This is a genomic window from Acinetobacter sp. YH12136, assembly GCF_013418545.1.
GTDB lineage: Bacteria > Pseudomonadota > Gammaproteobacteria > Pseudomonadales > Moraxellaceae > Acinetobacter > Acinetobacter towneri.
Window position 1 is genome coordinate 11,266 of record NZ_VPBV01000020.1, and the last position, 24,910, is coordinate 36,175.

The 24,910-nt window shown below is 42.0% G+C and carries 18 protein-coding genes and 8 tRNA genes; 17 read left to right on the forward strand and 9 right to left on the reverse strand.

Annotated elements, in window-relative coordinates; translation table 11 throughout:
• Positions 1–38: 38 nt before the first annotated feature.
• The 4 genes from FTU71_RS09910 to FTU71_RS09925 all read right to left on the reverse strand — a co-directional run bounded on the left by FTU71_RS09910 (position 39) and on the right by FTU71_RS09925 (position 6,879).
• The gene (locus tag FTU71_RS09910) at positions 39–1,760 is read right to left on the reverse strand and encodes a proline--tRNA ligase (protein ID WP_180111932.1); all 1,722 of its coding nucleotides are present in this window, start codon (positions 1,758–1,760) and stop codon (positions 39–41) included.
• A 123-nt stretch (positions 1,761–1,883) separates the two neighbouring features.
• Positions 1,884–4,988: an efflux RND transporter permease subunit gene (locus FTU71_RS09915; RefSeq protein ID WP_180111933.1), complete on the reverse strand. Its 3,105-nt coding sequence runs from the start codon at positions 4,986–4,988 to the stop codon at positions 1,884–1,886.
• A gap of 63 nt (positions 4,989–5,051) precedes the next feature.
• Positions 5,052–6,185, reverse strand: a complete 1,134-nt coding sequence (locus tag FTU71_RS09920; protein ID WP_004975519.1) for an efflux RND transporter periplasmic adaptor subunit — start codon at positions 6,183–6,185, stop codon at positions 5,052–5,054.
• Between the two features lie 49 nt (positions 6,186–6,234).
• Positions 6,235–6,879: a hypothetical protein gene (locus FTU71_RS09925; RefSeq protein WP_154320463.1), complete on the reverse strand. Its 645-nt coding sequence runs from the start codon at positions 6,877–6,879 to the stop codon at positions 6,235–6,237.
• 275 nt (positions 6,880–7,154) lie between these two features.
• Between FTU71_RS09925 and pilG the strand changes: the two genes are divergently transcribed.
• The 6 genes from pilG to FTU71_RS09955 all read left to right on the forward strand — a co-directional run bounded on the left by pilG (position 7,155) and on the right by FTU71_RS09955 (position 15,807).
• Positions 7,155–7,538: a twitching motility response regulator PilG gene (gene pilG, locus FTU71_RS09930; protein ID WP_004975524.1), complete on the forward strand. Its 384-nt coding sequence runs from the start codon at positions 7,155–7,157 to the stop codon at positions 7,536–7,538.
• A 32-nt stretch (positions 7,539–7,570) separates the two neighbouring features.
• Positions 7,571–7,939, forward strand: a complete 369-nt coding sequence (locus FTU71_RS09935) for a PleD family two-component system response regulator (protein WP_004975526.1) — start codon at positions 7,571–7,573, stop codon at positions 7,937–7,939.
• A 3-nt stretch (positions 7,940–7,942) separates the two neighbouring features.
• Positions 7,943–8,479, forward strand: a complete 537-nt coding sequence (locus FTU71_RS09940) for a chemotaxis protein CheW (RefSeq protein ID WP_004975527.1) — start codon at positions 7,943–7,945, stop codon at positions 8,477–8,479.
• 46 nt (positions 8,480–8,525) lie between these two features.
• The gene (locus tag FTU71_RS09945) at positions 8,526–10,601 is read left to right on the forward strand and encodes a methyl-accepting chemotaxis protein (RefSeq protein ID WP_179988579.1); all 2,076 of its coding nucleotides are present in this window, start codon (positions 8,526–8,528) and stop codon (positions 10,599–10,601) included.
• A 169-nt stretch (positions 10,602–10,770) separates the two neighbouring features.
• Positions 10,771–15,345: an Hpt domain-containing protein gene (locus FTU71_RS09950; protein ID WP_180111934.1), complete on the forward strand. Its 4,575-nt coding sequence runs from the start codon at positions 10,771–10,773 to the stop codon at positions 15,343–15,345.
• A 3-nt stretch (positions 15,346–15,348) separates the two neighbouring features.
• Positions 15,349–15,807 (forward strand): hypothetical protein, encoded by a 459-nt coding sequence (locus tag FTU71_RS09955; protein ID WP_004975530.1) that lies wholly within the window; start codon positions 15,349–15,351, stop codon positions 15,805–15,807.
• Positions 15,808–15,888: 81 nt separating this feature from the next.
• Here FTU71_RS09955 and dapE read toward each other — a convergent pair whose 3' ends face one another.
• The 3 genes from dapE to FTU71_RS09970 all read right to left on the reverse strand — a co-directional run bounded on the left by dapE (position 15,889) and on the right by FTU71_RS09970 (position 18,316).
• Positions 15,889–17,022 carry a succinyl-diaminopimelate desuccinylase gene (dapE, locus tag FTU71_RS09960; RefSeq protein ID WP_004968259.1) on the reverse strand — a complete coding sequence of 378 codons (1,134 nt, stop codon included), beginning with the start codon at positions 17,020–17,022 and terminating at the stop codon, positions 15,889–15,891.
• Positions 17,023–17,164: 142 nt separating this feature from the next.
• Entirely contained in the window at positions 17,165–17,311 is a 147-nt protein-coding gene (locus FTU71_RS09965) for an entericidin A/B family lipoprotein (protein WP_004968261.1), read from the reverse strand.
• Positions 17,312–17,431: 120 nt separating this feature from the next.
• Positions 17,432–18,316, reverse strand: a complete 885-nt coding sequence (locus FTU71_RS09970; protein WP_179989694.1) for a DUF1853 family protein — start codon at positions 18,314–18,316, stop codon at positions 17,432–17,434.
• An 87-nt stretch (positions 18,317–18,403) separates the two neighbouring features.
• Here FTU71_RS09970 and FTU71_RS09975 point away from each other — a divergent pair, with 87 nt between their 5' ends.
• The 11 genes from FTU71_RS09975 (at position 18,404) to FTU71_RS10025 (ending at position 21,126) form a co-directional block, all read left to right on the forward strand.
• The gene (locus FTU71_RS09975) at positions 18,404–18,784 is read left to right on the forward strand and encodes a YbaN family protein (RefSeq protein WP_004968265.1); all 381 of its coding nucleotides are present in this window, start codon (positions 18,404–18,406) and stop codon (positions 18,782–18,784) included.
• A 9-nt stretch (positions 18,785–18,793) separates the two neighbouring features.
• Complete coding sequence (gene elsL, locus FTU71_RS09980; RefSeq protein ID WP_004968267.1) at positions 18,794–19,318, forward strand: cell wall-recycling L,D-carboxypeptidase ElsL; 525 nt, start codon at positions 18,794–18,796, stop codon at positions 19,316–19,318.
• A 262-nt stretch (positions 19,319–19,580) separates the two neighbouring features.
• A tRNA-Val gene (locus tag FTU71_RS09985) sits at positions 19,581–19,656 on the forward strand.
• Between the two features lie 26 nt (positions 19,657–19,682).
• A tRNA-Asp gene (locus FTU71_RS09990) sits at positions 19,683–19,759 on the forward strand.
• A 51-nt stretch (positions 19,760–19,810) separates the two neighbouring features.
• Positions 19,811–19,887: transfer RNA gene (locus FTU71_RS09995), tRNA-Asp, on the forward strand.
• Positions 19,888–19,907: 20 nt separating this feature from the next.
• Positions 19,908–19,983, forward strand: a tRNA-Val gene (locus FTU71_RS10000).
• 14 nt (positions 19,984–19,997) lie between these two features.
• Positions 19,998–20,074, forward strand: a tRNA-Asp gene (locus tag FTU71_RS10005).
• Between the two features lie 101 nt (positions 20,075–20,175).
• Positions 20,176–20,251: transfer RNA gene (locus FTU71_RS10010), tRNA-Val, on the forward strand.
• Between the two features lie 65 nt (positions 20,252–20,316).
• Positions 20,317–20,393 (forward strand) — tRNA-Asp (locus FTU71_RS10015).
• A 101-nt stretch (positions 20,394–20,494) separates the two neighbouring features.
• A tRNA-Val gene (locus FTU71_RS10020) sits at positions 20,495–20,570 on the forward strand.
• A gap of 94 nt (positions 20,571–20,664) precedes the next feature.
• Positions 20,665–21,126: a DUF2750 domain-containing protein gene (locus FTU71_RS10025; protein ID WP_004977378.1), complete on the forward strand. Its 462-nt coding sequence runs from the start codon at positions 20,665–20,667 to the stop codon at positions 21,124–21,126.
• Between the two features lie 25 nt (positions 21,127–21,151).
• Here FTU71_RS10025 and FTU71_RS10030 read toward each other — a convergent pair whose 3' ends face one another.
• A complete protein-coding gene (locus tag FTU71_RS10030) occupies positions 21,152–21,970 on the reverse strand; it encodes a YdcF family protein (protein WP_180111935.1) in 819 nt (272 codons plus the stop codon).
• Between the two features lie 167 nt (positions 21,971–22,137).
• Positions 22,138–24,756 carry a sulfite reductase flavoprotein subunit alpha gene (locus FTU71_RS10035; RefSeq protein ID WP_180111936.1) on the reverse strand — a complete coding sequence of 873 codons (2,619 nt, stop codon included), beginning with the start codon at positions 24,754–24,756 and terminating at the stop codon, positions 22,138–22,140.
• Between the last annotated feature and the right edge of the window lie 154 nt (positions 24,757–24,910).

Below are 24,910 nucleotides of genomic sequence, written 5' to 3' on the forward strand. Positions count from 1 at the left end.
AATCCCGCAACTTGTGCGGGATTTTTTATGCTTAGTGTTTAACCTTTTTTAGCAATTTTGATGAGTAATTCTTCTTTCGTCAGGTTGCTAGATTCAGCATCACGGCGACCTTTATATTCAAAAGTACCTGCATCTAAACCTTTCTCACCAATCACAATACGGTGCGGAATACCTGTAAGCTCAAGGTCAGAGAATTTCACACCAGGACGTTCATTACGGTCATCTAGTAAGACATCATAACCCGCATCTTGAAGTTCAGCATAAAGTGCTTCTGCTGCTTCTAATGTACGTGGTGATTTATGTGCATTCATTGGCACAATCGCAATTTCAAATGGTGCGATGGCAGCAGGCCAAATAATTCCTTTTTCATCAAAGTTTTGTTCAATGGCAGAGGCAACCACACGGGTAACACCAATACCATAACATCCCATAGTCACGGTAAACGGCTTGCCATCTTCACCAAGAACTTTACAGCCCAAAGCTTCTGAGTATTTAGTACCAAGTTGGAAGATATGACCGACTTCAATACCGCGTTTAATTTGTAGCGTTCCTTTCCCATCGGGAGATGGATCGCCCTCAACGACGTTACGTAAATCATAAACTTCAGTATATTGTGCATCGCGCTCCCAGTTCACACCTGTTGCGTGTTGATCAACTTGGTTTGCACCAGCAACAAAGTCAGACAGTACCGATGCAGCACGGTCTACAATCACAGTTATACCTTTTTCAACCAAACCTTGTGGACCAACAAAGCCAGCAGTTAAACCTAATGCTGCAATTTGTGCATCGGTTGCAAAAGTAAGTGGTGCTGCAATCTGTGGATGCTTTTCTGCTTTAATTTCGTTGAGTTCATGGTCACCGCGCAGGAATAATGCAATCACAGGCACTTGACCTGTTTCATCTGCAACACCTTGAACCAAGAGCGCTTTGACTGATTGGTTACTATTTGTGCCTAAAAATGCAGAAACTTCCGCAATGGTTTTTTGGTTTGGTGTATCCACAATGTTGAGTTCTTGGGTTGCAGCAGCACGTTCACCCACCAAAATAGCTTCAGCCATTTCAATATTGGCTGCATAATCAGATTCGGTAGAGAAGGCGATATCATCTTCACCGCTTGAAGCCAGAACGTGGAATTCATGTGAACCAGAACCACCAATAGAACCTGTATCTGCTTGTACTGGGCGGAAGTCTAAACCTAAGCGCGAGAAAATACGGCAGTAGGTGTCGTACATTACATCATAGGTTTCTTGTAAAGAAGCTTGATCGGTATGGAAAGAATAAGCATCTTTCATAATAAATTCGCGTGAACGCATTACCCCAAAACGTGGACGAATTTCGTCACGGAATTTGGTTTGAATTTGATAGAAGTTGATTGGTAATTGCTTATAGCTTTTTAATTCATTACGCGCCAAATCGGTAATGACTTCTTCATGTGTTGGGCCAAGTACAAAAGGATTGTCGTGGCGGTCTTTAAAGCGCAGTAATTCAGGACCGTATTGCACATAACGACCTGATTCTTCCCAAAGTGAGGCAGGCTGAGTGACAGGCATAAATGTTTCTAAAGCACCTGCGCGATTCATTTCTTCACGAACAATGGCTTCAACTTTATTTAGCACACGTACACCCATTGGCAGCCAAGTATATAAACCTGAAGCCAATTTACGAATCATACCCGCACGTAACATCAGCTGGTGAGAAATCACCTCGGCATCGTTTGGGGTTTCTCTTAACGTAGCAAATAAAAAGCGACTCGCGCGCATGGAAACTGTCCTAAAAAGTGAAGCGTTAAATGGAGTTTTTTCAAAGCCAGATTATACAATAAAAATCGGGCTAAACTTGCGTTAAAATTTAGCCCGAACGATTGTGTGACTTTGCGTGAGATTTTAAGAAATGAGTTTACGTGTTTGGCGTAACATAAAATTCTTAAAATCATCTAAGTAAGTGAAAATGACAGGTACGACCACCAAGGTGAGTAGGGTGGATGTAATTACACCGCCAATGACTGCGTGTGCCATAGGCGCACTTTGTTCGCCGCCTTCACCCAAGCCAAGTGCGAGTGGCACCATCCCCATCACCATTGCACTGGTGGTCATTAAAATAGGGCGTAAACGGGTTTTCCCTGCAGCTATAATTGCATCATAACGTGAATCGCCCTGATCCATGGCTTTTTTAATAAAATCAATTAGTAAAATCGCATTTTTGGTGACCAATCCCATCAGCATAATAATACCGATAATAGAAAACAGGTTCATGGTCGAGTTAAAAATAAACAGTGCCAAGAATACTCCAATCAACGATAAAGGTAGGGAAGCCATAATTGCTGCGGGGTGAATGAAACTGTTGAATTGCGAACCTAAAACAATATAAATAAACACAATAGACAGGGTAATTGCAGTCAGTGCATAACCTGCAGATTCAGCCATGTCAGCATTGGCGCCTTGAGTGTCGAAGCTATAACCTGCGGGTAATTTAAAGTTATCCTGAATTTTTTGAATGTCGGCACCAATGTCCCCTGCAGGACGTCCAGCAGTGTTAGCTTCGACCAAAACTTCACGGGCCAAATCACGGCGGTTGATTTGCGCTGCACCTAAACTTTCTTCAAACTTCGCCACACTTGCTAGAGGCACTAAAATATTTTGTCCATTGGCATCGGTTTTTTGTGAAGTTAAATACATATTTTGCACATCGCTCGGCAAGCTACGATGGTTTTCTGTAAGGCGAACATTGACATCGTAGGTTTCGCCACGTTCATCTTGCCAAGTGGTGACATCATCCCCCGCAATCAGTGGGCGGATAATATTGGCAATTTGATTTACCGATAGCCCTAAATCGCTGGCAAGGACACGGTTAATATGAACACCTAATGTAGGTTTAGGAGCTTTTAGCGAGCTTTCTAAATCGACAATACCATTCACCTGAGCAATTTCTGTCATAAAGCGGTCAGAGATTTTTTGTAATTCTGCTAAATCAGGGCCTTTAATAGACACCATCACAGGTTTTTGCCCACCAGAAACCGTTTCATCGGCAGAGGCGACAGAGGTGATGGTGATGCCCGCAACACTTTGTAGACGCTGGCGAAATTCGTTATTGAGTTCGGTTAGCGTTTGTTGACGTTCATTACGTGGGCTGACAGTTACACGCAAATTAACATGATTTTTCCCGCGATCTGTTACGCTGTTAATGGCTCCGTAAGTCGCACGTACTTCAGGGTGTTGACGGATGATTTGATCTACTTGTTTTAATTTTGCTTGTGAATATTCAAGCGAGGCATCTACAGGTGTTTCAAATTTAATCCGAATTTCACCTTTGTCGGGTACAGGTACAAACTCTGTGCCAATCAGTTTGGATAATCCGAGTGCTGCAAATAATGAACCCACGGCAATCAATAAGGTGATAACGCGAAATCGTAGTGCTAATTTTAAAAGTTTTTCATAATGATGACTTAAATTGTCGAGTTTGTTGGAAATCCAGTTTAAGAAGCGTTTTACTCGTCCAGGTTTTTTATTGGAATTTGGTTTTTCTGCCCAGTGTGCAGAAAGCATTGGATCCAGCGTAAAACTGACAAACATGGAAATCAGCACGGCAGTACTGACGGTGACACCAAATTGATAAAAAAAGCGTCCGATAATGCCGCCCATAAATGCCACAGGTAAAAATACCGCCACAATGGTTAAGGTGGTTGCTAAAACTGCTAAGCCAATTTCTTTAGTACCATCCAAAGCAGCCGTGACATGGTCTTTACCCATATCTGCATGACGCACGATATTTTCACGTACCACAATTGCATCATCAATCAATAAGCCAATACTGAGCGAGAGCGCCAGTAAGGTCATCATGTTGATGGTAAAGCCAAATGCCCAAATAAAGGTGAGTGTGCCGAGTAGGGCGATTGGCAGGGTCAATCCTGTAATGGCGGTAGAACGGAATGAACCAAGAAACAACAGTACAATCAGGACTGCCAGAATCGCACCCTCAATAATGGTGCGCGCTACATCACGGATACTGCCACGAATCCCTTTAGAAGAATCCACCACGACTTTTGCAGTCATGCCAGCAGGCAGTTGGGTTTGAATACGTTCTAAGGTTTTATAAGTGTTATCTACCACTTCAATGACATTAGAGTCTGAACTACGCAAGATATCGACAGCAACCGCAGTTTGCCCATTTAAAAATGCACTGGTTTCCAGCTCTGCCTGACTGTCTTGAATTGTGGCAACTTGTTTTAAAAAGATTGGCGCACCATTTTTATTGGCAATAATTAAATCGCCAAAAGCCAGAGGATGAATGACCTTGGATTGGATTTCGACCACCAATTCACTATTGGCTTGTTTGAGTGTGCCGCCAGGTACTTCAATATTTTCAGCTTTGAGCGTGTTGATGACCTGATCTACACCTAAGCCAAAACTCATTAACTTTTGTGGATCTACCTCAATCCGAATTTGTCGCTGTGCATCACCCAATAAATTAACAGTTCCGACACCAGACACAGTGCGCAGTTGCGGTACAACTTGTTGATCTAAATAGGAACTTAAATCACGCAAAGACATTTGTGAGGATTCAAACACAATCGACATGACTGCATTGGCAGTTGGGTCGTAGCGCTCCACCACAGGGTCTTGAATTTCATCTCGAAACCCTGCACTGACAGACGAAATTTTATCGCGTACATCTTGTGCCGCCACTGCCGAAGGAACATCTAAATTAAACTCGGCAATAATAGTAGATAGCCCTTCACTGGATTGTGAAACCAGTTGTTTGAGTCCAGAAATGGTGTTGATCTGATCTTCCATTTTCTTGGTGATTTCAGATTCAACTGTTTCAGGTGATGCACCCGGATAACTGGTATAAACCACTACAAACGGAAAATCGACGTCAGGAAATTCTTCCACGCCCATACGTTGCCATGAAGCCAAGCCAAGCACCATTAGACAAAACATCATCATGATGGTAAAAACGGGATACTTGACGCTAACTCGGGTAAACCACATAACAACGATCCTGATTTTTTATTTATTGGACATCTGCACTACTGCATTGAGATGAAATTCAATTTATTGAGGGTTATTTTGAATGATCACCTGCTGCTGAATTTGATCGGGGTTGAACACCACTCGACTGACTAGATCACTGCTCTGTAAGCCTTGAATCACAGCAGTATTGTCACTATAGCGCTGTTCTAAAACTGTGATATCCACGCGGGCAATTTTTTGATCTCGAATCACCCAAACATAAGGTTTGTTTTGGATATCGTGAATGGTATTGAGTGGGATGATTTGCCCTGAAATTGTCGTGTTCGCTAAAATATAACCATCCACAAATGCCCCAATACTTAAAGAGGGAAGACGCTCAAGCGGGGTCGCAAAAAATTCAATTTGACGACTGGCTAAATCCGCAACAGGAGAAACACGGCTAATTTGTGCATTAAATGTGTTTGCTTGTCCTTGGAGTTGATATTCAATTTTTTGACCAATTTTGAGTGCGGCTTGTAAGTCGCTTGGTAATTTCGCTTGAATTTCTAATTGGTTCGGATCGACGACTTCAAATAAGGTTTGTCCTGCAGCCACAGTTTGCCCAGGCTCAACTTGACGTTGGGTAATGACACCATGAATTGGACTGGTAATCGTGCCATCTTGATCGGCTTTTAGTGCAATATCGACATTGGCTTGTTGGGCGCGTACATTTTCCATTTGCGCACGATAATCTAACTGACTTTGCTCATATTCCACTTGTGAAATAAAACCCTGATCGAGCAAACGTTTTTTTCGTTGCATCATGTTGCGGGCTTGGTTGGCTTGCGCTTGCGTTGCAGCTAAATTGGCGCGAGCTTGTGCTAAACGCGCAGCATTATCCTGATTATTTAAGCGTAGCAAGGTTTGACCACGTTGTACGCTATCTCCCACTTTGACATAGACTGAGGTTGCTGTGGCAGTCACCTGTGCTTGAATACTGCTTTGATTCACAGCACGCACTGTGCCTGTAAAGGCAGTTTTACTGATTGCGCTGCCTTGTTGTGGTGTCACTAAATCTTGCTGAATGAGTTCAATTTTTTCTGATACTGTTGTTTTATTTTCAGTTTCTGTTTTTTGGCAGGCACTCAGCAAAATACATAAACCGATTGCACCGATACGAAAAATGGGTAAATGCTGCCGATTAAACCTAACTGCGATACGCTGTGCAATGTGCATGCATATTTGTCCTTATTGATTGCCAAAATGACAAGGTAATTCAAATCAACTATTCAAGTGCTTTTAAGCGAGTAATAATTCTGTCGTATTCTGCTTGTGTATTTCGATAGCTTGTTTGTAAAGATTGAATCATATCTTTTTTAAGCTCGATGTTTTTTAAGTTATTGTCCAAATTGGTTTTTAGTTGTGCAGGCACAGGTTTGACCTTGCGTAAATACTCCATTTCTTGACGTTTAAAAGTAATACGGTCATTTTGCAGCTGTTTGAGTTGTTCTTGTTGGAAAATAATTTGCTTTTTAATATGCGCTAAAGCGTTATTACGTTTAGTGATTGCGGTTTGACTATTGGTATAGGCTTTTTTTAAACGCTGATCAGATTCCATTTGATACGCTTGAGCAGCACGTTGTGGGGCTTTTTTAATATCCATTTCAGTGTTGTATGGACGTGCGCGCTGAATCACTTGCATGTTACGGTCTAATGCTTCATAGCCATGACGAATATGATTAGGTGTCACATTACTACTAATATTTGCAACGCCATGTTGATCATAATAGCGATACCACACCGCTTTGTTCTGGCTGTCAGCCATGAGTGGGGCAGAGGACAAGAGCAGTAAAGCAAGCATGCCCAATTTAAGTGACTGCTTATTTTGTTTTAATTTGACAGCGAGTGATTTTGCAAAAAAAGTGCTCACGTTGTCCCCCACAATAAAGTTGACTAAATTACTTAAATTACACGTAATAATAGTGTTATATTAGATCAAAATTAGGAATTAAAAAAATACAACCGATAAAAAATATCAATGGTCACAAGAAAGTGTGAGCGGTTTGGTGATAATGGTGTAAAAGTGTAGATTTACACTAAATATGTTCATTGAAACTACAAGTAAAGATATGTTAAAAATACGATCAATGTGTAAGATTTTTCTACTCAGTTGCTTGTACAAACAAAAATGGGAAGGGTCATTGAATGGACGATAAATTCCAAAATCTAAAAGTCATGGTGATTGATGATTCAAAAACCATTCGCCGTACAGCTGAAACACTTCTGCAGCGTGAAGGTTGTGAAGTGGTTACCGCAGTTGATGGATTTGAAGCTTTATCCAAAATTGCAGAATCAAATCCAGATATCGTATTCGTAGATATTATGATGCCACGCCTAGATGGTTACCAAACGTGTGCCTTAATTAAAAACTCGCAAAACTACCAAAACATTCCTGTCATTATGCTATCAAGTAAAGATGGTTTATTTGACCAAGCCAAAGGACGTGTAGTAGGTTCTGATGAGTATCTGACTAAACCATTTAGTAAAGATGAATTATTAAACGCCATTCGTAACCACGTGACAGCATAATTATTAGTTAGTTAGATTTATTGGGGAAAATAATGGCTCGTATTCTTATTGTAGATGATTCACCTACAGAAACATTCCGCTTCAGAGAAATCTTGACCAAGCATGGTTTTGAAGTCATTGAAGCAGCGAATGGTGCAGATGGCGTGACCATGGCGCAAGCTGAATTACCAGATTTAGTATTAATGGATGTGGTTATGCCAGGCGTGAATGGCTTTCAGGCAACACGTCAAATTTCGCGTGGTGACACCACCAAACACATTCCAATTGTAATTGTGAGTACCAAAGATCAGGCAACCGATCGTGTTTGGGGAAAACGCCAAGGTGCAAGCGATTACTTAACTAAGCCTGTTGACGAAAAACAATTAATTGATGTGATTAATCAACACCTTAATGCAGGATAAGCTATGGCTGCAAATGGTTTTATTGAATTGCTTCGGTTATCTAAACGTGGAAACAAAAACTACGTTAGTACCGAAAATGAGGTAAACCGCTGGTCAGGCATTGCTTTTGAGATGATGGGGCAATATTTCGTTGCTCCATTAGGAGAAGTTTCTGAGGTTATTTATCCACCGAAATATACGCCAGTGCCAAATACCCAACCTTGGGTAGTAGGTTTAGCGAATATTCGCGGAAGATTACTTTCAGTTTCAGATTTGGCACATTATGTTTCTGGGCAAAGCAGCCAATATTCACCTACTCAAAAAGTAATGTGTATTAGTCATAATGACCATTATGTCGGTTTAGTTGTAGATCAAGTTTTGGGTATACAGCACTTTAATAAGAAAAGTTTCTTTTCTAAACACAATGATTTAGATAGTAATTTACAAGAATATTGTCAGGGGTATTTTCACCAACATAACCAACAATGGCATGTTTTCTTATTTAGTCGTTTATTGCAAAACCCAAAATACATGAACGCATCTATAAAATTTATAAATTAACTGTCGCGCACCTAAAAAATGAAGGCGTCAATCGGGGAGAAGCTGCATGGGCTTTAAACTTAAAAAGAAAAATTCAGGCGAAGAAACCGTCCGTAAAGCAAGTGGTCCAGGTTTTTTTGCAAAATTACAGGCGCGAACAGAAGAGTTTGCGAGTGTATTTGGCGAAACAGAAAAATCTAAGCCACTTATTTTAGGCGCAGCTTTTTGTATCATCTTATCGCTTTTCCTGTTGTTATACCTTTTTTATAGCGTGCCGCGTAATAACGATTTTACCCGTAGTTTGGGTGATTTACGTCTGTTGTCACAAACCATTTCACGTCAAGCAACCGAAGCGACTGCATCAGGTACGCCTGAATCTATTAAAAACTTAACAGATTCACAAAAAGCCTTTGCTGCTCACTTAGAAACAGTGAAGGATATTCATGCCAGCACAGATACACTGCGTGAAGTGGAAACACAGTGGAAATCGGTTTCTGAAAATATTGATTTGATTGCTTCGCAACAAAAAATCATTAACCAACTCTATGACACCAACATTGCAATTGGTGAAACCATTCCGGGTATTCAGGCTGAATATAACTTGATGGTTGACCAAATGGCACGTCAAGACATGCCAAGTAGCCAGGTGGTTATTGCAAAGAACCAAGTATTCATTGCAGAACGTATTTTACGTTCAATCAGTTCTGTATTAACAGGTACAGACAGTTCACGTGAATCTGCAGATGACTTTAGTGCCGATACCGAAACGTTTGGTGCTTACTTGGCAGCACAGTTAAATGGTAGTGCGGAACTTGGTGTACAACGTATTACTCAAGAAGATTTACGTAGTTCATTAGAAGGTATTCAAGCAGAATATGAAGATGTATTGAAATCTGCTGCTGCAACAGTTTTAAATAACTCAACACAAATTGTAAAAGTACGTCAGGCATCATCTTCTATTTTTGATCAGTCAGATAAGCTTTTAACCAATTTAAATAAATTGTCTAGCGGTTCAGGTTGGTCTATTGCAATTCCTGCAATTGGCTTAATTGCAGCATTACTTGCGTTCTTATTCTGTGTATTCAAACTCTTGAACTTACGTGGTGAAGCCGATAAAACTCGCGTGGTTCGTCTACAAGATGAATATGACCGTAACCAGAACGCGATTTTACGTTTACTTGATGAGATTGCCGACCTTGCAGATGGTGACTTACGTTCATACGCAACAGTATCGGAAGACTTCACGGGTGCAATTGCCGACTCGATTAACTTCGCAATTGACCAATTACGTGACCTTGTATCGCGTATTCACGAAACATCGCACGAAGTTGCACAATATACGGCAACCACACAGAACATTACCAACCAGCTTGCTGAAGCATCTGAGCATCAGGCGCAAGAAATTGCAGGTGCATCTGCCGCAATTAACGAAATGGCAATGTCGATTGACCAAGTATCTGCCAACGCTGAAGAATCAGCAGCGGTAGCAGAACGTTCAGTACATATTGCATCGAATGGTGCAGACGTTGTAAACCGTTCAATTGAAGGTATGGATATCATTCGTGAGCAGATTCAAGAAACCTCTAAACGTATTAAGCGTTTGGGTGAATCTTCACAAGAGATTGGTAACATCGTTGCCTTGATTAACGATATTGCCGACCAAACTAACATCTTGGCATTAAACGCAGCAATTCAGGCGTCTATGGCGGGTGAAGCAGGTCGTGGTTTCGCAGTCGTAGCCGACGAGGTACAGCGTCTAGCGGAACGTTCAGCATCTGCAACCAAACAGATTGAAACACTGGTTAAAACCATTCAGACCGATACCAACGAAGCCGTAATTTCGATGGAACAAACCACATCGGAAGTTGTACGTGGTGCGAACTTATCTAAGGATGCGGGTGTTGCACTGGATGAAATTCAAACGGTATCGACCAACCTTGCGAAATTGATTTCTAACATTTCGGATGCTGCAAAACTTCAGTCTGCTTCTGCAGGTCACATTGCAACCACGATGAACGTTGTACAGGAAATTACCTCGCAAACGACCAGTGCAACTTTCGATACTGCACGTTCGGTATCTGAGTTGGCCAACATGGCAGAATCATTACGTGAATCTGTAACTGACTTTAAACTACCTGAATAAGCGGGATTCCAGCTTGGGGAAAGGTGTACCTATACACTGTTATGGGTACACCATCATTCAGAGATAAAGCATCGCAAAGATGAACTTAACTTTTGGGTTAGGGGCATTCAGGATGGTTACAATTAAGTTGAAGTGCCTTTTGGTGCTGAAAACGTAAGAAGCCTTAGCTATGAAAGAAATATTAAAAAATTTAGTCGAAACAATGACGCTTCCTGAAGATAGTTATCTTGAGCAAGATGCGGAAATTCTTGAAATTTTTGTCGAAGAAATTGAAGAAATCTTCGAAGAATTAAATCCATTATTTACAACTTGGTTTGCGAACCCAACAGATCAAGAAACTTTAGTAACTATTCGTCGTCACTTTCACACTTTAAAAGGCTCGGGTCGCATGGTGGGTGCGAAGTCTGCGGGCGAGTTGGCATGGACGGTTGAAGATACTTTAAACCGTGTGCTTTCGGGTGCGGTAACACTCAATACTGATATTCAAAAATACGCAAAAACTGTTTTAAATATTTATCAATACAAGCTTTATCCAATTTTTAAGCAAGTCGGTTTAATTGATCTTGATTTACGCCCATTGGTGCTTTTAGGACAACAATTACAGCAAAACCAAAGTCCTGAACCTGCATTGGAAGAGTTGCTGGTTTTAGCAGATCAACTGACTGCCACTGATATGCCGACAGGACTAGAATTGACGGATGCTGCAGTTGAAACAGCAGCTGTCGCAGCAGTTGAATCATCTGAAGATGTAATGACTGCTGAAGAAATGCCGCAGACAGAAGTTGCACAAGAAGAGGCTGCTGATGCGAGTCTATTGGCTGAAACTCTGGCTATTTTTGTAGAAGAAGCTGAAGAGCATTTAGCGACCATTGATCAGTTCTTGGCACAAGATCAGATTTACTCACAAGACTATAATGGCTTAATCCGTGCATTACATACACTGCGCGGCAGTTCGTCTATGGCGCAAATTGATCAAGTTTTTCAAGCCAGTTCTAAAGTTGAAAACTTGTTTAAAGCGTTTGTACAAGATGAAATTGAATCTACATCAAAAGAAACTGCGCTGTTGGTGCAATATGCAGAATTTGTCCGGGATTATCTGCATGTACTTCGTCAAGGTCACTGTGATGGTTTAGATGTAATCTATGCAACTTTTAATAAAGCATGGGATAGCTACGGCTTTAGCACCAGCGATACAGAAGACTCTAATCCTCAAGGTTTAGTATCGAAGCTAATCGAACTGAATATTGATCGTTTACTTGATGCCGAATTTGAATTTGATAAATTGGCGCAAGCGCAATTCCCAAGCTATTTAGAAGAACTCAGCGCACAAGCGCAATTGTTGGTAGAGCATACCGATAACCGTGCGTCTGTGGGTATTCATCAATTTACTGAAGAACTTAAAGCTGCTTACGACAGTGTTTTAGCCAAACCAATTCTGCTTAACTCTGAATATGGTTATGAGTTATTTGCACAGGCACACCAAGAGTTTATTCATTTATTCGATACCTTGGCTGCGGGACAGCGTGTTACGGTTACAGAAGACATTCAGAAAACCTTAAATGACTTAACTGCATTTGTGCAGCAAGACATTGATGCAATTGCACTTGAAGATGCTGAAACATCAGTGAGCGACAATGCTGTAGAAACAACAGTTGTTGCAGAACCTGAAGCGGTGCCTGCTGCAGTTGCTAGCGAAAATTCGGGCACAGTGAATTTGGCGCAATTGTCACAACGTATTGCATCAGATCAACAAAACATGCATGCCGATGATGCCAATAAAGACTTCGATCCTGACTTGCTGGATATCTTCTTGGAAGAAGCAGAAGAGCTTTTGGTGGGTATGGATGAAGATGTCAATACTTGGTCAAAAGACGCCAGCGATACTTCGGCTTTAAACAACTTAATGCGTTATTTGCACACTTTAAAAGGTGGTGCAAATATGATTTCTGCGACGCATATTGGTTTAATTGCACACAACCTTGAGTCGATTTACGAGCGTATCATTAACAACCAAATTGTTGTTTCACCTGCGTTAATTCAAATTATTCGTTTGGTGCAAGATGATATTGCAGACCGTATTCAGACCATTCGTGATGAGCGTGTGGACTATGCTGCGCCAGAGTCGATTGCAATTTTAGGCAACATTGTTAGCTTGGCACAAGGCGATGCAGATGTGTCAGTTGCAAGTGCGACAACCGCAGCGCAGCCTGAACAGACTATTGAGGCAGTAGAAGAAGTTGATGCACAGCCTGAGTTGGCGGTAGAAGCGTTGCAAGATACAACTGCAGATTTAGCTGAAGATGACGCAGTTGTTGCTGATGATGCACATTTTGAAGACGCTGCTGCTGCGGCATTTGAGCCGATCACAGAAACTGTAAGTCTTGAAGCAAGTGCTGAATCTGAAGATGAGCAATTACATTCAATTGTGGTTGAGACTTTCAGAGAAGAAGCGGAAGAAATTTTGGATGCTGCAGATCAGCGCTTGAAACAATGGTTTGAACAGCGTAGTGACCGAAGTATCTTGCTTCAATTACAACGTGCGGCGCACAGCTTAAAAGGCGGTGCACGTATGGCTGAAATTGAGTCTGTTGCGCAAATCGCCTATCAACTTGAAAGTGCCTTTGAACAGTTTGCTGTGCATCAATTTAACTCAAATGTTTATGATGCTTTATTGCAAACCACGTTGGCGTGGTTGCGTGATGCAATTTTCAAAGCAGATTACAGCAATTATGACAGCTTAAAATCTAGCTTGTCGGCAATGCAGTTTGTGGATGTATCTGCACAATTGCCTGAGCGTTTAACGCATACCGACTTGTTATCGCCAAGCCGTAGTTATGAGTTTGTTCAGGGTGATGGTACAGAGCCGCCTGCAATGTCGGGTGAGTGGGGCGAAACCACACAGCTGGATAATAGCAATGAGATGATTCGTATCTCGGCCGATTTAGTCGAGAAGATGATTGACTTGTCAGGCGAGAACTCGATTAACCGTTCACGTATTGAAATGGAGCTTGGGCAACTGGGCGGTACGTTGAATGAGATGGAATTGGCGATTAAACGTCTTGCCGATCAGTTACGCCGAATGGAAGGCGAGCTGGAATCGCAAATTATTGCCAAGCATGGTTCTGAAAACTCACGTTATGCAGACTTTGACCCATTAGAGATGGACCAATATTCATCGTTGAATCAGTTGTCTAAATCTCTGGCGGAATCTGCATCGGACTTGGTGGACTTTAAGAGCACCTTGGCTGAAAAAATTCGTGATGCCGAAGGTTTGTTATTACAACAATCACGTATTCAGGCTGAAATTCAAGAAAGCTTGATGCGTACACGCCTTGTACCATTCTCACGTTTATTGCCACGTTTACAACGTATTGTGCGTCAGACTTCATCGACCTTAAACCGTCCGACAGAACTGGTGGTTTATAACACTGAAGGTGAATTAGACCGTACCATTCTAGAGCGTTTGGTGACACCGTTTGAACACATGCTGCGCAACGCGGTCGACCATGGGATTGAAGACCCTGCACAACGTGCTGCAGCCAATAAACCTGAAGTTGGTAAAATTGAACTGAACATTACCCGTCAAGGCACAGATGTTGTGGTGACTTTTGTGGATGATGGTAAGGGTATTGATGATGCCAAGATTAAAGAAAAAGCATTGAGCTTAGGTTTAATCAAAGCCGATCAGAATTTAGATAAAAACGAAATTCTGCAATACATTTTCCACCCAGGCTTTACAACAGCACAATCGGTTACACAAATTTCAGGTCGTGGCGTTGGTTTAGACGTGGTGCAAAGTGAGATTAAGGCGCTCGGCGGTCACGTTTCTGTAGATTCAACATTAGGTCAAGGCACAACCTTTAGTATTCGTGTACCAACGACGGTTGCGGTATCCGATGCCTTAATGGTTAAAGTTGGTGATCAACAATTTGCTGTACCGTTGGCGCAAATTGACCGTATTGTACGTATTGCACCAACCACTTTGGAATCTTACTTCAACAGCAATGAAGATTTCTTCCAAATTGACAACCAGAACTACAAGTTACGTTACTTATCTGAGTTCGTTGGCAATCAGCCATTACCGCGTTTAAGCCATGTGGGTCATTCACTACCTGTTCTGTTAATTAAAGGCAGCACAGGTCAAACCATTGCTTTACTAGTCGATCAGTTGATTGGTTCGCGTGGTCAAATTGTTGTGAAACCAATTGGACAACAGTTCTCAAGCATTGGTGCAATTGCAGGCGCAACTATTTTGGGTGATGGTCAAGTTTGTTTGATTTTGGATGGTCAGAACATTGCCCGTCAAATTCTTGCAACGCAACGTACTAAACAAGCCAGCGATCAACGTGATAGCCAACGTCGTGATACACGCCGCTTAATTATGATTGTGGATGACTCAGTCACCGTACGTAAAGTAACTTCACGTATGCTTGAGCGTCAAGGTTATGACATCGTGACTGCCAAAGATGGTGTCGATGCCATGGAGCAGCTTGAAAACGTCAAACCTGACTTGATGTTACTGGATATTGAAATGCCACGTATGGATGGTTTTGAGGTGACTAACCTTGTACGCCACCACGACATGCATAGCAATCTGCCGATCATCATGATTACGTCACGTACAGGTGAAAAACACCGCGAACGAGCGTTTAGCTTGGGTGTGACGCACTACATGGGTAAACCGTTCCAAGAGGCAGAATTGCTTGCCAATATTGAACAATTATTAGCAGTTAGTCAGGGGTAAACGATGAGTCAGACGAATAGTCCAAATTTACTCGGGCAAATCAGTCAGCAAGAGCTGCAACATTTAATTACCGTATCTACCGGTTTTATTGATGCTTATATTGTTGAATGTCATGGTAAACAACCGATGCTGATACCTCAAAATATTGTGTTGTCAGCGCTGGATAACGCCACTCAAGTTAAAACTGTGGAATGGCACGAATCGCAATTGCCTGTTTATGCGGTCAATGACCCAGAGAAAAAAATGGGCGTGGCACTGGTTATTGAAGGCGATGAAATGGAGCAGCGTTTTGCTTTGATGTGCAATGAAATGCCTAAAACCCTGCGCTTGCGTATTTCTGAAGTGGTAGATGATGACCAGCAAACCACGACTGATCCTGCGGTATTCCAATATGTCCGTATGGGTGAGCAGGTCTTTCATGTGCCTAATTTGCAATACATTCAAGAAAATTTGACGATCTAAACGCAATTTTCTCCGTTGTAAAATAGAAAAGGAACTCAAATAGAGTTCCTTTTCTGCTTCATGCAACTAATCTTATTGGATTTAAGTTAGTAATCCTTCCAAAATCTGTTCATAAATTTCTGCCAATGGCTCTAAATCAGCCACATCAACATGCTCGTTAATTTGGTGAATGGTGGCATTGAGTACGCCTAACTCCAACACTTGTGCACCTGTCGGCGCAATAAAGCGACCATCAGATGTACCGCCACTGGTCGATAATTCTGTTTCAACACCTGTGACATTGCGAATGGCTTGACGTGCAGCATTAACCAATTCGCCCACAGGGGTTAAAAATGGCAAACCTGAAAGCGTCCACTCGATTTCATAATCCACTTGATGGCGATCTAAAATTTCCAAGACACGTGCTTTTAGCTCATCTGCAGTCACTTCAGTCGAATAACGGAAGTTAAAGGTCACCGTCATGTTACCTGGGACAACATTGGTCGCACCTGTTCCTGCTTGAATATTTGAAATTTGAAATGAGGTGGCAGGGAAGTATTCATTGCCATGATCCCACACCGTTTCACACAGTTCCGAAATCGCTTTAGACGCGGTATGAATCGGGTTAATTGCCAAGTGTGGATAAGCCACATGACCTTGTTTGCCTTTTACAGTCAAGACTCCATTCAGTGAACCACGACGCCCATTTTTAATAATATCGCCAAGTTTATGCGTACTTGAAGGTTCACCGACCAAACACCAAGTCATTTTTTCCTGACGAGCTTCCAACGTTTCTACAACTTTTACGGTGCCGTTAATGGATGGGCCTTCTTCATCTGAGGTGATTAAAAAGGCAATTGAGCCTTTGTGGTCAGGATGTTTGGCGACAAAGCGTTCAGAGGCAACGACCATGGCTGCCAATGCTGTTTTCATGTCGGCACTGCCACGACCATAAAGTTTGCCATCACGAATTTCAGGTACAAATGGATCGGTATTCCATGCGTCTAAATTGCCTGTCGGTACAACATCTGTATGACCTGCAAAGCAAAAGACAGGTGCTTCTGTACCTTTACGCGCCCAGAGGTTATCTACATCGTCAAAACGCATAGATTCAATCTTAAATCCAATTTTTTCTAAGCGTTCTGCCATGAGGTTTTGACAGTTGTGATCGACAGGAGTGACAGACGGTTGGCGTAAAAGCTGAAGGCTTAAATCCAGAGTAGCAGAAGAGGTCATGAGAGTTTCAGACGTTTATCAAGAGTAAGTGCTAATAATAGGGGAATAATGCAACAAAAGTGAAATTTTAGCGTGAAAAAAACCTTGTCCGAGAACAAGGTTTTTTGTGGTTTTTGTGAAGATATTCGTGAAATACTCAGAATTATTTGCGAATTTCTTGTTGGGTTTTTTCAGCAGTGTTACTCACCGCATGACCTGCAGAAGATACGTCTTCGCCCACGCCTTTAATTGTATTACAACCCGTTAAAACAAAGGTTAATAGCAGTGAAGTCACTAGAATTTTTTTCATGATCATCTCCAATATGCTCTAGATAGATTATTTTGATGTGTTTTTTAGCTTAGGAAATAAACAGAATAATAAATAGGCAACTTTTATGGTGCTTACGTAATAAAATGTTGAAACAGTTATTCAGCGTGTTAAAGGGGGATAGCTAATCAGCGGTGCAGCGCGATACATATAAAATTGTGAATGTGCCTCTTGATAATACAAACCATCGCCCCACCATTGATTCGGTAGGCTACTGGCTTGAGCATTTTGACAAATCCATTCATGACGTTGTAGGCGATAAAACCGTTCTGCTTGGGCAGGAATATCACACCCCCAAAGACCTAAACGACGAGCGCGATTAACCCAGTGTGGCGTAAGTGTTGTAGATGATTGTGCCAAGTGATGTATGGCGAAATACAATTGTCCTTTGAGTACAGCAAAACGGCGTTGAATCGGCACATCCAAGGCTTGCTTAAATTGAAATTGCTTTTGACTAAAATGATTCAGTTTACGCGCCAAAGTATCGGAGCGGTTTAAACCATACCAGTGTGCCAAAGAGCAATCCGCTTCGGCTAAATAGTATTTTAATGCGACTTCCCAATGTTCAACCTGCTGTGTGTCATGGTTGTGCAGTAAAAAATCCAGTTCACCCACAGTTTTAGCGCCATCAATAATTTGAATACTGTGTCCCAATAATTCGAAGGGATGATAATCACGATCACGCAGCCAAAACCACATCAGCATTTCAAAGCGTAAGCCTAAACGGGTGCTTTTCAGTTGATTTAAAAAGTCGTACACTGCTTCTGGATGTGAATCTAAATAGGCTAAACGTGATTGATAAGCGTGATAATGCTGCTGCCAAAAAGTATCTGAATGGAATTCAAAAGCATGTTGAATGGGCAATTGCTCAGGCACAGCACATAAAATATTCGGACTTGCCACACTAAAAGCCAACTGACGGATGAGTGGGGTTTTGTAGGTCAGCCATACTTCGGGCAGAAGTTCGGGTTGATACAACTCAATCATTATGAATCCATGCTGAAAAATGCAGAATTACAACGGAAAATTAAAAAACGCTTTATACTACCGCAATTCGTAGTTTAGGACAGTGGTATGCAAAGCTTGTTATGGCGAAGTTTAGTGGTGATCTTTGTCATCCTTGGCTTTATTGGTGCATTGTTGCCGGGTATGCCTACTACAGTTTTTTTGATTTTAGCAGCTTGGGCATCGTCACGCGGTTGGCCGCAAATGGACAACTGGTTACTGAATCATCCTAAATATGGCAGTACACTCAGAGATTGGCGCGCCAATGGTACTGTACCGCGTAAAGCCAAATGGTTTGCAACGATCATGATGAGTATTAGTGCCGTGATCATGCTGTTCACAACTGCGCCCGTTGCGGTCAAAATTTTTACCAATACCACCATGTTGGTGGTGTGTATTTGGTTGTGGTTACGTCCTGAACCACAGCCGCCCACGAAAGAAGAAGAATAGGGTAGCGCAATGTCTTTTTTATACACACAAGCAGATATTTTGATTGATTTAGCCGAGCAAACTTTATATTTGCCGAAGCATCAGAAACTCTACGTCATCTCGAGTGGTGTGAATGGCATTGGTGAAACTGAAAATAGTGGTAAAACACCACGTGGCTGGCATGAAGTCGCTTTAAAATTTGGTGAAAATGAACCTGAAAATGCAGTATTTATTGCGCGTCAACCGACAGGTGAAATTTACAATTTAGATTTAGCTGAACAATTTCCTGAACGGGACTGGATTTTAAGCCGCATTTTATGGCTCAGTGGTTTGCAAGAAGGTTTTAATCAAGGCATTGGCTGCGATACTTTTCAGCGTTATATTTATATACATGGCACACCAGATACAGAGCCGATGGGAATTCCTGCATCGCATGGCTGTATTCGGATGCGTAACCACGATATTTTAGAATTGTATGAACTGATTCCAGAAAAAGCCTTGGTTTATATTTCTGAACACAAGCTAGATTTAAATAGCTTAGGTTTGCTTGGTTGATGGTGCGAGTCAATTGAATAAAGTTGTATCTATCACAACATAAAAAACCAACATATTGAGCAGATAGATTGCAGAGCTAACAAGTTGAAAAGCACATTAATTTTGCTTGAAAACTAAAATAACTTGCAGAATTTGTTTGTTTTTATAGCGGATCACCTATTTTTTAATCACTCAGTCACAAAAAACTGAAAACAAGCCGAAAAGCGTTTGACAGGCGGTAAAGATTCTCTATAATGCACCTCACAAACGATAAAGACGTTAAGGGCGCTTAGCTCAGTTGGTAGAGCGTCTGCCTTACAAGCAGAATGTCGGCGGTTCGATCCCGTCAGCGCCCACCAAGCCTTTACGTTATAGATTCTTACGTGCAGCGGTAGTTCAGTTGGTTAGAATACCGGCCTGTCACGCCGGGGGTCGCGGGTTCGAGCCCCGTCCGCTGCGCCACTTAAGATTCTTTAACCATTGTTTGTACCACAATAGTGACTTTGTGTAAGTGCAGCGGTAGTTCAGTTGGTTAGAATACCGGCCTGTCACGCCGGGGGTCGCGGGTTCGAGCCCCGTCCGCTGCGCCATTTACATAAATTGCTTTTGAGGGCGCTTAGCTCAGTTGGTAGAGCGTCTGCCTTACAAGCAGAATGTCGGCGGTTCGATCCCGTCAGCGCCCACCAGATTCTTTTGCGATGCAGCGGTAGTTCAGTTGGTTAGAATACCGGCCTGTCACGCCGGGGGTCGCGGGTTCGAGCCCCGTCCGCTGCGCCATTCAAAAGAAAAGTTTAGGTTGCCTGATAGACTTAAACTGAAATAATGCAAAGTTTGACAGTTTTGCAAAATCAGAACAAAATATTGTTTTGATCTTATCAGGGCGCTTAGCTCAGTTGGTAGAGCGTCTGCCTTACAAGCAGAATGTCGGCGGTTCGATCCCGTCAGCGCCCACCATATTTTAGTATCTATGCTTGTCATATATACAAAAAAGACCTTAATTGCTTAACGCAATTACCGTTGCAGCGGTAGTTCAGTTGGTTAGAATACCGGCCTGTCACGCCGGGGGTCGCGGGTTCGAGCCCCGTCCGCTGCGCCATTTTTCATTCCCTGATGTGAAAAATGTATTTCAAAGTTCAAGACGACGTGCTTCGCTTGTCTTGCATCATAAAAAATAACGATGTTATTTTTTAATATTCAGGGCGCTTAGCTCAGTTGGTAGAGCGTCTGCCTTACAAGCAGAATGTCGGCGGTTCGATCCCGTCAGCGCCCACCATATCCTTTCATCCTCCTTTATCTTATATTTCTTGCGTATTGCACTAAATTCGCCTAGAATTTTTATTTAATAATAATACTAATATCCGTGACTTATGCGAAATCCTTATCAACGTAAAGCTGCATCTAAGCAAGCAACGCAAACTTATAATGCACAAGATATTTACAAGCAATTTATTGAAACCATTGTGTCTCAGGGGCATGTTTTTGCATTGTATGAAGATGGCTGGGCGCTCTGTGCCACGCCTACAGGGCAACGTGCTTTTGCAATGTGGCAAAATAAAAGTCTGGCAAAACTGTTAATTAAAGACAATTGGGCCAATTATCAAGTCGAAGAAATTTCACTGAAAGATTTTATTGAAAAAGTGATTCCATTTTTACGTCAGGAAGCCACCAATATTTCGATGAATCTAAGTCCAGAAGGGCAGAATGTATTGGTTGCCCCTGAAAAGTTATTGCTTGATCTAAAAAATTATTTGTATCAGGTGTATATGCAAAAACCTGAATTTTTTAAAGATATGCAAATTCCTTTACCACGCTCGATACGTTTGAATTAAGCGATCTGCTTGCTAGATTTTATTTTTAATACTCATTCAGCAGCCAACCACTGATATAAGCAAAATACTCGCGTAACCATGCGTTATAGCGGGTATAGAGTGGTGTCGTTGCACTGAGCATGCTGAACTGTGTGTATCCTTGTCGTTTGGCAATGGCTGCTGCACGTGGTGTGTGAAAGTCGCTGGTGACAATTATAATCGGTTGGGTTTTATCTGTGCCTAATGTATGCAGCAAGGGCTGACTGTTTTTCAAATTAAGTGCCGTACTGGTGCTTTGGGTTTCCAAGATAATGTGTGATGCTGCAATTGCATAACGTTGTTGCAAATAGTTGGACATCACCTGCGCTTCGGTGAGTTGTTCCGCAAAAGCAGGGCCACCACTGACTATTAAATAACTTTGTGGATGCGCTAAGGCATAAGCGGCTGCGGTATCCAGTCGTTTGGCAAGCGTGGGCGATGGTTGTCCATTTTCAATGCCACTGCCGAGTACAATCACCACTTTAGCATTGTTGTCTACAGTATTTTGCTGCTGTGTACTGAAATGAATATAAGTAAAAAAGATCAGCAGGCTGATGCACCACAGCCAAAATATGCCCCAACCGAATTTCCACAGCCCATCTAAGCGAGTATGTTGTTTTAAGTGGCTTTGAATCCAAGTATAGAAAATCGCATAACACAGCAGCATCGTGCCTATTAAAACAGGTAAAACGGTGCCGAAATGAATTTTCTTTAAGCTGATGAGATAGGCACCATCCAATACTAAAATTAATCCAATTAGGCTACTCAATATTCTTTTAAATAGACTAAATTGTGTTTGTACGTGACTTGCTTGCATGCCTTGCATAATTTTATTGTACTGTGATGCTGTACAAACAGTATAGCCGAAGCTGCTGAAAAATTTTGCCTCAACTGAATTATGTTTCGGCTGAGGCTATGGATAAAACTTGGGTGAATTGCCAAGTTTTAGCTATAGAGCTACAGCGCAAGCCATTTAAAAAGTGTCAACAAATCCTAATACACATCTCGGCGATAACGTCCTTGCTGACGTAATTGTTCCAGTTGAGTCTCACCCAAAATATCTTTTAAGGCTTGGTCGACATCACTGGCCATGCCTTGAATGCTACCGCAGACATAAATCACGGCATTTTGTTCAATCCAGCGTTTTAATTCTTCAGCCTGTTCGCGTAACTTATGGTGTACATAGACTTTTTCGGCTTGATCACGGGAAAAGGCCAAATCAAGGCGTTGTAGCATACCTGTGCTTTGCCAAGCCTCGATGGTGTGCTGATAAAAGTAATCGTGCGCTTGCTGACGTTCACCAAAAAACAACCAGTTTTGGGTGTAATTCAGGCGGGTACGTGCATGCAATAAGCTCATTAATCCTGCAAGCCCTGTACCGTTGCCAATACAAATAATTGGGCGGTCATCATCAATTAAATGGAAAGATGGATTATTGCGAATGCGTAATGCGATATTTTGCCCAAGTGCAGCATGTGCAGTTAACCAACCTGAACCTAAGCCAAGCTCGCCTTGAGCATCGAATTTTTGACGCACCACAAGTCTTAAAACCTGTTGTGAAGGAATACTGGCAATTGAATATTCACGACTAGGCAAGGGTGAAAGTTGTGCCAATAATTCATCCGCAGTTTTAAATGTCTGAATTGGCGCGGTGAGGTCTTTATCTGCCAAAGCCTGTACTAAGGTTTGCTGACCATCAGCAAGAATTGTATTGGCATCGAGTTGATGCTGTTTTAAAAAGGCGTGAATCCGTGCAGTGCTGTTTTCAGGCTGAATTTCTGCAATATCACCTGCAGACCAATGCACATCATGTTGTGCTAACAGTTCAATATTGAAGGCGGGTGCGCCTAAACTGTTGGGATTTAGCAAGTCACGTTGCTGTAAGGTCCATGTATCAAAAGTTTTTTCGATATGCATACTTGGTAAGTCAAGTTGTGTGACCTGTACCAAAGCCTGATTCCAACGCTGTATGTCTGCAGGATTGGCATTATTTACTTCAATGGTATTGAACAAGGCATGTGCTTGATTACGTTGCAGCCATGCAGCAATCGTATGTCCAAAACGGCAGTAATGATCTGCATATTCACGTGAACCTAAAGCCAGTACTGCATAACGCAAATGACTCAGGTCACAGGTTTGCGGTAGGATTTTTTTCACAAAACTTGAGGTCAAATCGGGTGCATCACCTGTGCCATAAGTGCTAGCAATACATAACAGTTGGGTGGTGTTTTTAAGATCTTCAAGGCTGAGATGTTGCAGGGCTTTGACTGTGACAGGCTGATGTGCTTCTTGCAGACTAGTAGCGGTGCGCCATGCCAATTGTTCGGCAGTACCTGTTTGGCTGGCATAGACAATGAGCCAGTGTGCAGCATTTGGGTCGATCTGAAATTGAGTCTGGTTTTGACGTGCAGCAAGAGTCAAACGCTTTTGTTTACGACGTTTTAAATACAGCATCCAACCTGTGACGAAAAACAGCGGCATCATCAATGCAGAAAGCATGGCTAAAAATTGATAAACAGGCCCAAAGAAACTACCGCGATGCACAGGCAGCATACTGCTCATGATTTTTTCATTAAACCGTTTGTCTACATATAATTCAAGTTGAGTAATACGTGCTTGTTGATAATCAAAAGTTGCGTTATTGCGGGCACGTTCATGTTGTGGAATGACATCGACAAAGTTAATTTCAATTTCACTATTGGCGTGTTTAGGCACATTAAAAGTGATACTGGAATAATCCTGCCCCAATTGCTGCGGGAAATGCTGCCATGCCTGAGTCAATGCAAGATTGATTTGTGCCTGATCCAGCGTATTCTGCTTGGCTGGTTTTGTAGTGTTTGCGCGGCGTCCTGCAGTTTGTGTTTGCGCAGCCTGATGAAGTGCTTGAGCATCTGAATTTACAGGTTTGTTGCGTCCATCTGCTTGCAATTGCGCTTGTGGTCTTTCCACACCCATGACTTTAAACATGCCATTGCGCCACCACTCATACGACCAATACAGTCCTGTGCATGCCAAAACTAGATAGAAAATCACCACCCATGTACCTACTACGGCATGTAAATCCCAAATAAAATTACGTCCTTTTAATTGAGGTTTGAGCGCAAACCATTGTTTAAATGAATGGCGTTTCGGCCAGCGTAGGTAAATGCCACTTAACACAAAGAACAACAACATGAGGGTACATGCGGCTGTAATTTGTTTACCAATAGGCCCTACGGTTAAGTTGCGGTGTAATTGCTGAATAAACTGGAAAAATTCACGTCCCCGAATTTCAGGCAACACTGCTGCCGAGTAAGGATTAATCAGGATATTTTGTCCACGTTTTGCACCTTCTTTCGCAATATTGATGGTTGAAGATGCAGCCGGGTCTTTTGCAACGGTGATGCTATTAATTTTATAGTCAGGTTGGGTACGCTGAAAATGTTGATAAATTTCTGCAGGGCTTAGTTTGGCTTTCTGCTCAACTTGTACCTGATAACTGTTCGGATTCATCCATTTTAGAATTTCTTGTTCGTAGGAATAAATCGCACCTGTCACGCCCATGAGTGACAAGATCAGTCCTGCAGTAATACCAAGGAACCAGTGAATTTGGAAAAAGGCTTTCTTCAGCATAAGCGTTGGTTGTTGAGTATGAATTGTGATGCAGAATAATGCAGAGATGAAGTTAATGCAAATGCTATTTATTCTCATTATCGTTCATTGTTTTAATTTTAAGCAAAAAAAACCTCCATCACAGGGGATAGAGGTTTATTTTTAAATAGGGATA

Bases quoted from the DNA above. Each gene is read 5' to 3' on its own strand.
- FTU71_RS09910 (WP_180111932.1), bottom strand. From the start codon at position 1,760: ATGCGCGCGAGTCGCTTTTTATTTGCTACGTTAAGAGAAACCCCAAAC.
- FTU71_RS09915 (WP_180111933.1), bottom strand. From the start codon at position 4,988: ATGTGGTTTACCCGAGTTAGCGTCAAGTATCCCGTTTTTACCATCATG.
- FTU71_RS09920 (WP_004975519.1), bottom strand. From the start codon at position 6,185: ATGCACATTGCACAGCGTATCGCAGTTAGGTTTAATCGGCAGCATTTA.
- pilG (WP_004975524.1), top strand. From the start codon at position 7,155: ATGGACGATAAATTCCAAAATCTAAAAGTCATGGTGATTGATGATTCA.
- FTU71_RS09935 (WP_004975526.1), top strand. From the start codon at position 7,571: ATGGCTCGTATTCTTATTGTAGATGATTCACCTACAGAAACATTCCGC.
- FTU71_RS09940 (WP_004975527.1), top strand. From the start codon at position 7,943: ATGGCTGCAAATGGTTTTATTGAATTGCTTCGGTTATCTAAACGTGGA.
- FTU71_RS09945 (WP_179988579.1), top strand. From the start codon at position 8,526: ATGGGCTTTAAACTTAAAAAGAAAAATTCAGGCGAAGAAACCGTCCGT.
- FTU71_RS09950 (WP_180111934.1), top strand. From the start codon at position 10,771: ATGAAAGAAATATTAAAAAATTTAGTCGAAACAATGACGCTTCCTGAA.
- FTU71_RS09955 (WP_004975530.1), top strand. From the start codon at position 15,349: ATGAGTCAGACGAATAGTCCAAATTTACTCGGGCAAATCAGTCAGCAA.
- dapE (WP_004968259.1), bottom strand. From the start codon at position 17,022: ATGACCTCTTCTGCTACTCTGGATTTAAGCCTTCAGCTTTTACGCCAA.
- FTU71_RS09965 (WP_004968261.1), bottom strand. From the start codon at position 17,311: ATGAAAAAAATTCTAGTGACTTCACTGCTATTAACCTTTGTTTTAACG.
- FTU71_RS09970 (WP_179989694.1), bottom strand. From the start codon at position 18,316: ATGATTGAGTTGTATCAACCCGAACTTCTGCCCGAAGTATGGCTGACC.
- FTU71_RS09975 (WP_004968265.1), top strand. From the start codon at position 18,404: ATGCAAAGCTTGTTATGGCGAAGTTTAGTGGTGATCTTTGTCATCCTT.
- elsL (WP_004968267.1), top strand. From the start codon at position 18,794: ATGTCTTTTTTATACACACAAGCAGATATTTTGATTGATTTAGCCGAG.
- FTU71_RS10025 (WP_004977378.1), top strand. From the start codon at position 20,665: ATGCGAAATCCTTATCAACGTAAAGCTGCATCTAAGCAAGCAACGCAA.
- FTU71_RS10030 (WP_180111935.1), bottom strand. From the start codon at position 21,970: ATGCAAGGCATGCAAGCAAGTCACGTACAAACACAATTTAGTCTATTT.
- FTU71_RS10035 (WP_180111936.1), bottom strand. From the start codon at position 24,756: ATGCTGAAGAAAGCCTTTTTCCAAATTCACTGGTTCCTTGGTATTACT.